Below are 12664 nucleotides of genomic sequence, written 5' to 3'. Positions count from 1 at the left end.
ATGTCCAGCCGGCCACCGCCCCGGCCCCGTCCCCGGCCCCGGTGTCACGCGGGACCGGGGACGGGGGTTTCGGCACGGGGCGTGGCTCACCAGCGGGGGTGGCGATCCCACCGGGACCGCTGCCCGGCGTCGGGTTCGAGATCGGACGCCTCCCGCCTGCCCTCGCCGATCCGGGCTCCGGCGGCCGCCGCCGGGGCGGTCAGATCGTGGACCGCGGACTGGAGTTCGGGGTGCGCGTGGAGGTGCCAGCCACCGGTCAGCGCCCGGCGCAGGTCCCGCAGCGCGCTCTCCGCATCGGTGCCCTTGGCCAGGTGGCTGTAGACGGCGGCGACGGCCGGGGTGCGGCTCTGCCCGGCGTGGCAGTGGAGCAGGACCCGCTTGCCCTCCTGGCGCAGCCGCAGCACCTGGCGGGCGGCCTGGTCCACGACGTGGTGGAGGTTGGCGTTCGCTCCCTCGCTGTCGACCAGCCAGACGCGGACCTGCTCGACGTCGGGTGTGCCCGGCAGGAGCGGGTCCGAACCGACGCGGCAGAGCGAGACCACGGCGTCGACGTCGACCGGCTCGGTGCCCTGGGCCAGGGCCAGGTTGCCCAGGACCACCCCGTCGTCGTGCGGGTGGGGGACGGCGAAGCCGGGGTGGCCACCGGCCGGCAAACACGGCGCCGAGGGCCAGCCGGCGTCGTCGTCGTTCCCGCCCCGAGCGGTGAGCACGGCCAGCCGGACCAGGTCGGCGCCCGTGAGCCCCGGCCAGCCGTTGACGGCCTGCTGCCACTCCAGCGGGATGCCGGAGCAGCCCCAGCGCGCGCCGAGCAGGGCGCCCGCGATCGCCGCGACGGTGTCGGTGTCCGTTCCGGCGCGCACCGCCGCCTCCAGGGCGAGGCGCAGGTGCCGGGCGGGGAAGTCACCTTCGGCGGGGTTCAGTTCGGGCACCGCGGTGCGGGTGATGGCCGACCAGGCGGCCTGGAGCGCGTGGACGACCCAGCCGTTGTTGCCGAAGTGGTGCGGCGGGTGGGCCTCGGCCTCGTCCAGCCGCTTCGCCCATGTCTCCCGGCGCTCGGGCGGGAGCAGGTCCAGGCCTTCGCGTACGCCGTCGAAGGTGCCGTACAGCACCGCGGTGCGAATGCCGGAGCACCACAGCACGCAGGCGTCGGCGCAGTCGGGGTCGGGGTGGGTGAGCGCGCCGACGGCGATGGCGGCCTCGGTCATCGCGGCGGGGTCACCGAGGTGTGCGAGGGCGACGATCCCGGTCCGCATCAACGAGCCGTTCCCGGCGCTGCGCGCGTTGCCTGCGGTGTACTCGCGGGCGGCCTCCCGCATCGCCGTGCCCGCCGGCCCGGGGGCGCGGGCAGCGGTGCTCAGGACGAGGCTGGTCTGGTTGCCGACGTCGCTGGCGCCGTCGCTCAGCCAGCCCTGGAAGTTGGCGGCGATCGCGTCCAGGGCCTCGGGGCTGCGCAGATCCGCTCCGGTCGCCGCCACCTGGGCGATGCAGACCTGCATCTGGGTGTCGTCGGAGTACTCGCCCGGCTCGTACGGCCCCAAGCCGCCGCCGATCATCCGCGGCTGCTGATCCTCACTCAGCGTCGCCTTGAACTCGTAGGGCACACCCAGCGCGTCGCCCACGGCCGCGCCGAGCAACACCCCGGCGGCCCGGTCTGCGGCCCGCGCGTCCAGGTGGGGATGGGGTGTGGGGGTGTGGGCCACGGGCGTCCTCCAGGTGGTCCGGCGGCACGTGCGGGACGGGCCGAACGGCGAGTGCAGGGCGAGCGCTGTCCTGGTCGAACGCGGCGGTCCCGGGGCATCCCGGGGGCTGCCGGTTCAGGACGGATCTCCGGCGTGATGCCGCGTCAGCCTGGCACGAGGCGCCACTTATCGTCAATGGGACGCTATGGATGCCGGGAAGTGGCCGGCGTGGTCCCGCAGATGTGGCGGCGGTGGGGCGGGCTGCACCTGACGGCCCATCAGGTAGGTCGGCCGAGCCGGACGAGAGCGATGACCCTCGACCGTCGCTGGTCAGCGCGGTGTCCCGGGCCCGAAGCGTGGTCCGCTGCGGGGAGGGTCACGGAAGAGCGGTCCGGGCCGAGTTGGGGGCGGAGTCGGATCTTCCATAGGATCCGCCAATGATCACAAGCAAACGGCTGGCGGTGGGGCTGTGCGGCCTCGCGGCCACCCTCGCCACCGCGCTCTTCCCGGCCGCGGCGCCGGCCGCCGCGGACGACGGGCCGGAGACCGCGCACGAGGCCCCGAAGGTCGAGCTCGTGCTCGACGTCAGCGGCTCGATGCGGGCCAACGACATCGACGGCAGGTCCCGCATGTCGGCGGCCAAGCAGGCGTTCAACGAGGTCATCGACGCCGTACCGGACGAGGTCCGGCTCGGCATACGCACCCTCGGCGCCAACTACCCCGGCAAGGACAAGGTGGTCGGCTGCAAGGACACCGAGGCCCTCTACCCGGTCGGCAGCGTCGACCGCACCGAGGCCAAGACCGCGGTCGCCACCCTCGCCCCCACCGGTTGGACGCCGATCGGCCCCGCCCTGCAGGCCGCGGGCAAGGACCTCGCGGGCGGTGACGGCACCCGCCGGATCGTGCTCATCACCGACGGCGAGGACACCTGCCAGCCGCTCGACCCGTGCGAGGTCGCGCGTGAACTCGCCGCCGAGGGCACCCACCTGGTCGTCGACACCCTCGGCCTGGTGCCCAACACCAAGATCCGCGAGCAGCTGAGCTGCATCGCCGAGGCGACCGGCGGTACCTACACCGCCGTCGACCACGCCGACCAGCTCTCCGACCGCATCAAGCAACTCGTCGACCGCTCCGCCGACAACGTGGTCGTCACCCCCACCGTGACCCAGGGCGCCGACCGTTGCGCCGACGCCCCGCTGCTCGGGGCCGGTGTCTACAGCGACCGCGAGGCGTTCACCGAGCACCGCTGGTACCGGGTGAGCGTCACCGACGGCCAGGAACTGCGCGCCTCCGTCAGCGTCGGCGCCGACCGCGCCGTCAACCGCGACTACGGCGTCCTCGTACGGGCCGTCACCTCCGGCGGCCGGGAACTCGTCCGCGGCTCGGAAGCGGGCAGCGGACGCACCGACGTCATCTCCTCCGGTCTGCGCTACGCCTGGCCGGAGCGCGACGACGACGACGCCGCGGCCGCCCGCACGGTGTGCATCGAGGTCAGCAACTCCTTCTCCGCCCCGGACGCCGTGAAGCGCACCCCGGGCCTGCCGCTCGAACTCAGCGTCGACCTGGTCTCCTCGCCCGACGAGCCGTCCGACGTCGCCTCCTTCGGCCTGGGCCGCGGCTGGTGGCTGCTGGCCCTGCTGGTCGTGACCGGCCTCGTCGCCGGTGTGCTGTGGGGCTGGATCTCGCGCTGGCGCGTCGCCGTCTGGAGGACCAACTGATGCGTACCATCCGAACGGCGCGCCGGGCGGCCGCCGTACTGCTCGCGGGCGCGGCCCTGTTCGCCGCCGGAGCGGGCACCGCCGCCGCGGACGACGCCACGCCCAGCCCGGGTGTGAGCGGAACGGGGGCCACCGAGGAGACCGTCCAGCCCGGCACCGGTTTCCGGACCGCCGGGAACCTCCGGCCGGGGGTGCGGACCGTCCCGGCCGGCGCCTCCACCGGCGACTACCTGTACTGGGTGTTCCCGGCCGCGGTGGGCGAGGTGCCCACGGTCTCCGCGACGGTCGGCCTGCCGGAGTCCGCGAGCCGGCACGGCGACCAGACCTGGCAGCTCGACGTCTACGACGGCCTGCGCCGACGTCAGGCGTGCACCGCGGGCAAGCCGACCAGGACGGCGTCCGCGCAGGACACCCAGCTGGAGCTGAGCTGCCGGCTGCGCACCGTGCGTGCGTGGTCCGAGGCATGGGCCGACGACCCGCTCCCGGGCGCGTACTACATCCGCCTGACCGTGCTGCGGCTCCCGGACGAGGACCTCGGCCTGCCGGTCCAGGCACAGGTCGGCACCACCTCGACGGACGCGGGCGGCTCCAAGGCCGTCGACGGCGAACTCGCCGCCCCGCTCACCCCCGTCGCCAAGGCCGGGGCCACCCTCGACCCCAACGCCGTGCCGTCCGCCTCCGCCACGGAGGAGTCCGACGAGGCCGACCCGAGCGCCTCGCCGGTGCCGGCCGGGCTGGCCCAGCCCGAGGACGGCTGGGGCGGCGGCTGGTGGTCCGACCGCTGGATCTGGACCGCGGCAGGGGGCGTGCTGGGCGCGCTCGCGGGCATCGCCGGTTACAGCCTCACCCGTGGACGGGGACGCCCCCGCCCGGTCGCGTAACCAGGACGTCCGGCGGCGCGCCGGTACGGTCCCGCGGTGCGGGACCGTACCGGCGCGCCGTGCCGCCTGGCCGTCCTACCCGGCCGTGGGCGGACGGGAGTCCGCCGCGGCGCGCAGCAGCGCCGCCGTCTCCGGGTACGGGCCGCGCCCGGCCCATTCGAGCGGCGTGAGCCCCGTGCCGTGGTCCTCGCGCAGGCGGGGATCGGCACCCTGGGCGAGCAGCCGGCGCACCGTCCCGGTGTGCCCCCAGCACGCGGCCCCGCACAGGGGTGTGCCCTCGTCCCCGTGGCCGCTCTCGGTGTCGGGCAGGGCCCCGCCGTGAGCAGCAGCCCCACCACGTCCGCCGCGCCGTGGACCGACGCCGCGTACAGCGGTGTCGTCCCGTCAGCGTCCGGGAGTTCGGGGGAGGCGCCGCGCCGCAGGAGCCGGCGCACGGTCCCGGTCTCACCGCTCCTCGCGGCCCGCACGAGGGCTCGGCTCAGCTTCTTGCGGCGTCTGCGGTTCACGAACGCAGACTACGAGCCAGGGGCCCCGCCGCCGAAGTTGATCCCCAGGCGTGCGACGCGTCCCTGCTCACCCGCGGCCCAGCAGCCCAGGTCCGGGGCGCAGTCGACGGTGTCGTACGACCCGGAGTCGAAGGTCCGCCAGATCCGGCCGCCGTCCAGGCTCAGGTCGCTGCCGGACGGTCCGACCGCGATCGCCGCGCGCGAGGAGTACGGCAGCCAGGTCACCCCCGAACGGTAGGCGGCCGGGGGTCGTGCGGAGCCGGTCCAGGTGGCGCCGCCGTCGCGGGACACCGCGGCGGCGTCGGGGGAGGCCTGGTCGGAGCGGTAGTCCCCGCCCACGGCGATCCCTTGCCGCGCGTCGCGGAACGCCAGCGCGAACACGCCCTTCGCGGGGTCGCCCGCGGGCAGGGTGGACGCCGCCACGGTCCAGGTCAGCCCCCGGTCGCGGGAGTGCAGGACGCGGGCATGCGACGCCCCGCCGGTCGCCAGCCACACGTCGCGCGGGCCACGGCTCACCAGGCACTGACCGCTCGCCGCGAACGAGGCCTCGCCCGCGAGCGCGGGGGGCATGCCGACGGAGGGCAGCACCCGCCAACTGCGGCCGCCGTCACCGGTGGACAGCATCCGGTACCTGCCGTCGACCGGGTCGCTGACGGCGAGGCCGTGCCGGTCGTCGAAGAAGGTGACGCAGTCGTAGAAGGCGCGGGGGTCGGGGTTGCGGAAGGTCTCCGTCCAGGTCGCGCCGCCGTCCTGGGTGCGCAGCACACGGGACGCCTCGCCCTCGCCGATCGCCAGCACCACCGCGCGCCGCGCGTCGAACGCCTCGACGTCGCGGAACTGCAGTTCGGCGGCACCCGGTGGCGACACGTCCGCCCAGTGGCGTCCGCCGTCCACCGTGCGCAGCACCTTGCCCTCGGAACCGGCCACCCAGGCGGTGTTCCTGCTGACCGCCGCCAGCCCGCGGAAGCGCGCGGTGCTGCCGGTGTCCTTCAGCTCCCAGCGCGGACCGGGCCGTTCACCCGCCGCGTGGGCCGGGGCCGCGGTCAGCGCGGCGAGCGCCGCCCCGCACAGCACGGCCGTCCACACCCGTCTCATCGTCCCCATCGGCGTCATGCCGCGGCAACGTAGCCCACCGCGCGGCACCGCACCAGACCGCCTCCGGCGCACCGCCCCCCGCACCGCTTCTGGTGCACGACCGGCGTCTGGGACGTCCGGGCCGGCGGCGCGATGCGCCGCGCGGTCCGGGACCTGCGGTGACGACGCCGACTGCGGCCGCGCCGCGCCGCGGCGTGCCCGCCGGCAGGCGGTCCGGTCACCGGCGGCGGGAGTGACCGTTGTGCCGGGCGGTCCGGCGTGGCCGGGGCCGTAGTGTGCGAACTCCCCGCGCCGGGCGGGTCTTCCGGGGCCGTGGACCACTGCCCCTCGGGGCGCCTGGGACGTCCGGACCGGTGGCGCGATGCGCCGCGCGGTCCTCGGACGGACCCCGACTGCGGCTGTCGGGCTCCCGGTTCGGGTGGTCGCCGGGGCGGGCCCGCCGGACCGCGGTGCCGGTCCGGCGGGGCCGGGTCGTCAACGGGCCTGGGACAGCGTCGTCCTGGCCTGTTCGACGGCGATGGCCACCCGGGGCGACCCGCAGTCCCGGGCGAGGTCCACGGCGTCCTCGGTGAGGGCTCGGGCGGTGTCGAGGTCACCGGTCCGCGCCCGGGCGAGGGCGGCGCGCGCGGTGTAGAGGGTGCGGTCGCGCCGGTAGAGGGGGTCCTGGATCGCCAGTGCCTTCTCCAGCAGCGGGGCCGCTTCCTGCGCACGGCCGAGGTCCAGCAGCGCGATCCCGCTCTGCGCGCACAGCTCCGCCTCGTCGAACCAGTAGATCCACGACGGGTCGTCGTCGCCGGGCGCGGTGTCCAGCAGCCGTCCCGCCTCCTCCAGCGACCGGCGGCACGCGGCGTCCTCGCCGAGCCCGGCGTGGGCCCGGGCCCGGCGGGTGGCGAGCATCGCGCGGGTGCGCGAGGTCGCCCCGGCCGCGGCGGACTCCGCGGCGCGGGCCGCCGCCAGGGCGTCGTCGTGACGGCCCGCGAACACCGCCTGAAGGGTCAGTCCCGCCCACAGGTTGGCGGCTTGCGGGCGGTCCTGCGCGCCGTGCGCGAGGCGCAGCCCGGTGAGGTGGTGCCGCTGGGCCGCCCCGTGCCGTCCGCAGTCCGTCGCCGCCCAGCCGCCCAACTGGGCCAGTCCGGCGGCGACGCGCAGCAGACGGGCGTCGAGCCCGCCCCGGTACGGTCCCCGGCGCAACAGGTCCAGGGCGATCCGCAGATCGGCCTCGACCCGGTGCCCCACGGCCGCGCCGCCGAGCCGGTCGTCCAGGCGGCGCAGGCCGAGCACGCCGCGCTCCAGCCAGTCCACGGTCTCCTCGTCGGCCGCAGCCCCTTCCCGGCCGGCGACGGCGTCGTCCCGCGGCGGCTCGTCCCTCCCGCCGTCGGTCGCGGCCGCCCAGTCGGCGACGGCGTCGCCGAACTCCGCTCCCTCCAGCACGGGGTGGCCCCGCGGGTCGCGTCCGCCGCCGTCGAGCAGGGCGTCCAGCGCGTCGAGACCGCCCGCCCGGGTCCACGGCAGCCCGTCGGGGATTCCGTCGAAGGACGGTAACCAACCGGGCCACGGGCGGGTGTCCACCTCCCGCAGCGGTACGCCAAGGGCCCGGGCCAGGGCCCGCTGGCTGTCCCTCTCCGGCACCACGCCCCAGTGCTCCCAGCGCCACACCTTCTCCCGACGGGCCGCCATGGGCACGCCGAGGGCACGGGCGTTGTCGGCGACGACCCGGGCGAGGTCCTGGTAGCTCCAGCCGTGGCTGCGCCGGACGGACGCCAGGGGATGGGACGGTGCCGGCGCGGTGTCGTCCGCCACGGCGTTGCTCCTTCGTCTCATATTCGTACGTTCGAATATCAGGCGCGGGCGTTGCGGCGCAGGCGATCGCCGCGATCCGTCCCGATCCGTGTCCCGCGGCGTCCGGCGGCGCCCGCCGCCGTTCGGACGCGTGTGCGGGACTACATCGAGACAACAGGCCCGGACTTGAAGTGGACCTGCTCATACCGGTTGGCTTTGTGTGATCAAGCGATCACCGGACGCCGAACGGGATGCCCCGCCCCGGGCCGGACATCACGTGCGCGCCGTGGAGGCACCCCGAGGATGACTCCTCCTCCACCCCCGTTCGGTTTCTCCCGCTCCCGGGACGACCTGCGGTTCGACCCTGCCCTGGACGACGAGCCACTGGCCGACGCCCGCGCTGCGCTCGCCCAGGGCCGGTGGACCACCGCCCGCAGCCTGCTCGCCGAGACCGGCGACGACTGGGACCGGCGCGGCCACCGCCTGGTCGTCCTCGGCGAGGGCGGCGCCAGTGCCACCTGGGCGCGCGAGTGGCAGCTCGCCGAACCCGGCAGCACCGACGCGGCCGCGCTGCTGGCCTGCGCCACGGTGTTCCGCGCCGTCGCCGGCAAGGAGAAGCCCGAACGGGCCCGCGAGACCTGCCTCGCCGCCGCCGCGCTCACCCCGGCCGACCCCACGCCGTGGCTCTGCCTGCTGATCCTGGCCCGCCACACCGGCACCGACGACGAGCAGATGCGCGCCTTCGACCAGGTCCGCGGCCGCCACCGCGGCCATCACCACGGTCACCACCTGATGGCCGCCTGCCTCGCCGAACGCCCCCAGGCCGCCTCCGAGGGCGGGCCCTTCCACGAGGTGTACGAATTCGCCGACTGGGCCGCGGGCGAGGCGCCCGCCGGCTCACCGCTCGCCGTCCTCCCGGTCGTCGCCCACGCCGAGCTGTACCGGGTCCTCGCCACCGCCGGGACCCTGCCCGCCGATCCCGCGGCCTCCGGGCACTGGGACGGATGGCGGGCCCGGCAGGCCCTCAAGCGGGGCTTCGACTGGTGGCTGGAGTGGGACGGTGCCGGGCACGACCACCCGCGCCTCCACCTCGACCTCAACTTCCTCGTCCACGCGCAGTTCCTGCAGGGCCGCAACGCCGAGGCGGCGGCCCTGTTCAACCGGATCGGCGCGCACGCCACCCGCACCCCGTGGGCCTACCCGGACCGCGACCCCAAGAAGGCCTTCCGCGCCGCGCGGGAGGCCGTGCTCGGCCCCGGCTCCCCGTAGGGCCCGCACCGCATGACGCACCAGCACCACCCCAACCCCTCCCAGGAAGGAACCGCCATGCTGACGGGCAACAGCGGGATCAGCACGTTCAAAGGCGAGGAGAGAGCCCTGCGGGCCGACCGCCTCGGCATGTCCGGCCTGCTCCTCTCCGTGGTCGCCGCCAGCGCGCCGCTGATGGTGGTCGCGGGCGTCATGCCCACCACGTACGGCGTCATGGGCATCGTCGGACAGCCGCTGCTGTTCGTGATCCTCGGCGTGGTACTCCTCCTCTTCAGCGTCGGCTACGCCGAGATGAGCCGCCACGTCCACAACGCGGGCGCCTTCTACGCCTACATCGCCCGCGGGCTCGGCGGCACCGCGGGCGCCGCCGCGTCGCTCGTCGCCCTGGTGTCGTACAGCGCGATGCAGTTCGCGGTCTTCGGCCTCTTCGGCTTCGAGATCTCCGGGCTCTTTCAGACCTACCTCGACACCACGATCGCCTGGTGGATCCCGGCGGTACTCGGCGTCCTCGCGGTCGGCGCGCTCGGCTGGCTCAAGATCGACGTCAACGCCAAGGTCCTCGGCGTCCTGCTGCTGATCGAGATCGCCCTCGTCGTCATCTTCGACGTCGCCGCCATCGGCAGTCCCGCCAAGGAGGGCCTGTCGCTGCACGCCTTCGACCCGAGCACGCTCAGCGGGGCGGGCCTGGGCACCGCCCTGTGCTTCTGCATCGCCAGCTTCGTCGGCTTCGAGCAGTCCCCCGTCTACGCCGAGGAGACCAGCCGCCCGCAGGTCGTGGTCGCCCGGGTGACCTTCCTCGCCGTCACCTTCGTCGCCGTCTTCTTCGCCATCAGCTCCTGGGCGCTGAGCATCGCGGCCGGTCCGTCGCAGATCGTGGAGGTGTCGCAGAAGCAGGGACCGGGACTGCTCTTCGGCCTCAGCGAGTCGATCATCGGTGCCGCCTTCACCGACGTCCTGCACGTGCTGTACGTGACCGGCATGTTCGCCTGCCTGCTCAGCTTCCACAACGTCGTCGCCCGCTACGCCTTCGCCATGGGCCGCGAGGGCCTGCTGCCCCAGGCCTTCGGCCGTACCAACCCCAACAGCGGCGCCCCCGCCTTCGGCTCGCTGCTGCAGACCCTGGTGTCCCTCGGCTTCGTGGTCGCCTTCGCCGTCACCGACGGCAGCGCGGCGGCGGACCACGACCCCACCGCGCCGGTGCTGAAGCTCTTCACCTGGTTCGGCAACGTCGGCGCCCTGGGCGTGATCGTGCTGCTGGCGACCGCGTCCTTCGCCGTCATCGGCTACTTCGTCCGGCGCGGCGCGCTGCGCACCCAGGCACCGCGGATCGTCGCCTCCGCCCTCGCGGGCATCGCGCTGGTCGTCATCGCCGTCTACGCCGTCAAGGACTTCGACGTCCTGGTCGCCGGCGACGGCTCCGCCGTCTCCTGGATCCTGCCCGCCATCATCGGTGTCACCGTCGTCGGCGGCCTGGTGTACGGCGCGGTCCTGCGGGCCACCCGTCCCGAGGTGCACGCCCGCATCGGCCTCGGCAACGAGGCGTTCCGGATCGAGCAGGCGCGCGAGTCCGTGCCCGCCACCGACGCGGAGAACAGCGCCTCCTGACCCCGTCCGGCCCGTCGCACCCCTGGCCGGGGGAGCGGCGGGCCGGTTCCATGTCCGTAGCGCCCGACAGCGCAACGACCAACGCCGACAAGAGGGTTGCCCCGATGTCCTCCTGCTGCCACACCGACGCCGACGCCGCACCCGCCGCGCCCCACCCCCTCGACCCGCTGACCGCCGACGAGATATCCGCCGCCCGCCGCATCCTCGCGGAGGACGGCAGGGTCACCGACACGACCCGCTTCCCCCTCGTCCTGCTCGACGAGCCCGACCGGCACACCGCCGACGCCCATCGCGACGGCGACCCCGTGGTGCGCCGGCTGCGCGTGACCCTGCTGGACTCGGCCACCGGCGCCGCCGCCGAGGCACTGGTCGACGTCACGGCGGGCGTCGTCGTCGCCCACCGCGCGCTCGACACCGCGGAGGAGGGCCAGCCCCCGGTCACCTTCGAGGAGTACGAGATCGTCGAGCAGGTCGTCAAGGCCGACCCGGGCTGGCGCAAGGCCATGGCCGAACGCGGCGTCACCGACCTCGACCTCGCCGTAGCCGCCCCCCTCGGAGCGGGACCGCTGCGCTTCGAGGACCGGCCCGGCGCCCGCCTCATGCGCTCCCTGACCTGGCTGCGCTGCAACGCCTCCGACAGCCCGTGGGCGCACCCGGTGGCCGGGCTCGTCGCCGACGTCGACGTCATCGAGCGGAAGGTCGTCCGCCTCATCGACACCGGCGCCGTGCCGATCCCGTCCGAATGCGGCCGCTACGAGGCCGAGTTCAACGGCCCGGCCCGCACCGACCTGCGCCCGCTGGAGATCACCCAGCCGGAAGGGCCGTCCTTCGCCCTCAGCGGCCGGCTGATGACCTGGCAGAAGTGGCGCTTCCGCATCGACTTCAACGGCCGCGAGGGCCTGGTCCTGCACCAGATCGGCTACGAGGACGGCGACCGCGTCCGCCCCGTCCTGCACCGCGCCTCGCTCGCCGAGATGGCCGTCGCCTACGCCGAGCCCGGCGACGACCGCAACTGGGTCGCCTTCCTCGACGCGGGCGAGTACTCGCTCGGCCGCAACGCCAACGCCCTGAAGCTCGGCTGCGACTGCCTCGGCGAGATCACCTACCTCGACGCCGTCCTCTCCGACGACCTCGGCAACCCCGAGACGCTGCCCAACGCCATCTGCATCCACGAGGAGGACTACGGCCTCCTGTGGAAGCACACCGACATCTTCAACGACATGGCCGCCGACAGCCGTCGCGCCCGCCGCCTCGTCGTCTCCTACATCGCCACCGTCGGCAACTACGACTACGGCTTCTACTGGTACTTCCACCAGGACGGCACGATCGGCTTCGAGGCCAAGTCCACCGGCATCGTGCAGACCTCCGCCGTGGAGCCCGGCACCGCCGACGCGGTCGGCACGGAGGTCGCGCCCGGCCTGCTCGCCCCGTTCCACCAGCACCTGTTCTGCGTACGGCTGGACGCCGCCGTCGACGGCCACGCCAACACCGTGGAGGAGGTGGACGTCGTCCCCGTCCCGAGCGGGCCGGACAACCCCAACGGCAACGTCTTCACCACCCGGGTGACCCCCGTCGCCGACAGCGCCGAGGGCGGCCGCCTCGCCGACCCGCTGGCGGGCCGCCGCTGGCGGATCACCAACCCCGGTTCCCTCAACCGCATGGGCAAGCCCGTGGCGTACACGCTCGTGCCGCAGCCCGGCCCGGTCGTCCTCGCGCAGCCCGACTCGGCGGTCGCCCGGCGCATGGCCTACGGCACCAAGCACGTGTGGGTCACCCGCCACCGTCCCGAGCGGCGCTTCCCCGCGGGCGACTACCCCAACCAGAACGCGGGCGGCGCCGGACTGCCCCGCTGGACCGCGGCGGGCGAGTCGCTGGAGGACACCGAGCTGACCGTCTGGCACACCTTCGGGCCCACCCACCTGCCGCGGCTGGAGGAGTGGCCGGTCATGCCCGTCGACCACAGCGGGTTCACCCTCAAGCCGACCGGCTTCTTCGACCGCAACCCCGCGCTCGACCTCCCCAAGGAGACCCCGCGCGGCGAGGGCCACTGCCACACCGCCTAGCGCGGCGCGGCTCCCGAGCAGTGCCCCGGCCCCGCGGTCCGCACGGACCGCGGGGCCGGGGCACGCCGG

General features: G+C 74.9%; 8 protein-coding genes and 1 pseudogene. 5 read left to right on the top strand and 4 right to left on the bottom strand.

Translation table 11 applies throughout. The annotated features are described in order from the left end of the window. Nucleotides 1-86 precede the first annotated feature (86 nt). Nucleotides 87-1700 (bottom strand): ADP-ribosylglycohydrolase family protein, encoded by a 1614-nt coding sequence (locus ACFYYN_RS23070; protein ID WP_500547336.1) that lies wholly within the window; start codon nucleotides 1698-1700, stop codon nucleotides 87-89. Between the two features lie 416 nt (nucleotides 1701-2116). Between ACFYYN_RS23070 and ACFYYN_RS23065 the strand changes: the two genes are divergently transcribed. Further along, the gene (locus ACFYYN_RS23065; protein ID WP_500323196.1) at nucleotides 2117-3397 is read left to right on the top strand and encodes a VWA domain-containing protein; all 1281 of its coding nucleotides are present in this window, start codon (nucleotides 2117-2119) and stop codon (nucleotides 3395-3397) included. Next, nucleotides 3397-4278, top strand: a complete 882-nt coding sequence (locus ACFYYN_RS23060; protein ID WP_500547335.1) for a hypothetical protein — start codon at nucleotides 3397-3399, stop codon at nucleotides 4276-4278. Before ACFYYN_RS23065 ends, ACFYYN_RS23060 begins: the two co-directional genes overlap by 1 nt. Nucleotides 4279-4353: 75 nt before the next feature. Here ACFYYN_RS23060 and ACFYYN_RS23055 read toward each other — a convergent pair. From ACFYYN_RS23055 to ACFYYN_RS23045, 3 genes and pseudogenes are all read right to left on the bottom strand, one after another. Then, nucleotides 4354-4784, bottom strand: a pseudogene (locus ACFYYN_RS23055) (ankyrin repeat domain-containing protein). 9 nt (nucleotides 4785-4793) lie between these two features. Beyond that, entirely contained in the window at nucleotides 4794-5888 is a 1095-nt protein-coding gene (locus tag ACFYYN_RS23050) for a WD40/YVTN/BNR-like repeat-containing protein (protein ID WP_500547334.1), read from the bottom strand. A gap of 465 nt (nucleotides 5889-6353) precedes the next feature. Further along, nucleotides 6354-7679 carry an NsdA family TPR-like regulatory protein gene (locus ACFYYN_RS23045; protein ID WP_500547333.1) on the bottom strand — a complete coding sequence of 442 codons (1326 nt, stop codon included), beginning with the start codon at nucleotides 7677-7679 and terminating at the stop codon, nucleotides 6354-6356. A gap of 282 nt (nucleotides 7680-7961) precedes the next feature. Between ACFYYN_RS23045 and ACFYYN_RS23040 the strand changes: the two genes are divergently transcribed. The 3 genes from ACFYYN_RS23040 (at nucleotide 7962) to ACFYYN_RS23030 (ending at nucleotide 12595) form a co-directional block, all read left to right on the top strand. Next, nucleotides 7962-8927 (top strand): hypothetical protein, encoded by a 966-nt coding sequence (locus ACFYYN_RS23040; protein WP_500323202.1) that lies wholly within the window; start codon nucleotides 7962-7964, stop codon nucleotides 8925-8927. A 57-nt stretch (nucleotides 8928-8984) separates the two neighbouring features. Next, nucleotides 8985-10532 carry an APC family permease gene (locus ACFYYN_RS23035; RefSeq protein ID WP_500547332.1) on the top strand — a complete coding sequence of 516 codons (1548 nt, stop codon included), beginning with the start codon at nucleotides 8985-8987 and terminating at the stop codon, nucleotides 10530-10532. Nucleotides 10533-10636: 104 nt separating this feature from the next. Beyond that, the gene (locus ACFYYN_RS23030; RefSeq protein WP_500547331.1) at nucleotides 10637-12595 is read left to right on the top strand and encodes a primary-amine oxidase; all 1959 of its coding nucleotides are present in this window, start codon (nucleotides 10637-10639) and stop codon (nucleotides 12593-12595) included. Nucleotides 12596-12664 lie beyond the last annotated feature (69 nt).

The organism is Streptomyces sp. NPDC001902, from assembly GCF_042891295.1.
In the GTDB taxonomy this organism is placed as follows: domain Bacteria; phylum Actinomycetota; class Actinomycetes; order Streptomycetales; family Streptomycetaceae; genus Actinacidiphila.
The sequence above is the reverse complement of the archived record's forward strand: the minus strand, read 5'-3'. Positions and strand labels throughout refer to the sequence as shown.

Excerpts from the sequence above, each read along its gene's own strand:
- ACFYYN_RS23065 (WP_500323196.1), top strand. The coding sequence starts at position 2,117 with ATGATCACAAGCAAACGGCTGGCGGTGGGGCTGTGCGGCCTCGCGGCC.
- ACFYYN_RS23060 (WP_500547335.1), top strand. The coding sequence starts at position 3,397 with ATGCGTACCATCCGAACGGCGCGCCGGGCGGCCGCCGTACTGCTCGCG.
- ACFYYN_RS23050 (WP_500547334.1), bottom strand. The coding sequence starts at position 5,888 with ATGGGGACGATGAGACGGGTGTGGACGGCCGTGCTGTGCGGGGCGGCG.
- ACFYYN_RS23040 (WP_500323202.1), top strand. The coding sequence starts at position 7,962 with ATGACTCCTCCTCCACCCCCGTTCGGTTTCTCCCGCTCCCGGGACGAC.
- ACFYYN_RS23035 (WP_500547332.1), top strand. The coding sequence starts at position 8,985 with ATGCTGACGGGCAACAGCGGGATCAGCACGTTCAAAGGCGAGGAGAGA.
- ACFYYN_RS23030 (WP_500547331.1), top strand. The coding sequence starts at position 10,637 with ATGTCCTCCTGCTGCCACACCGACGCCGACGCCGCACCCGCCGCGCCC.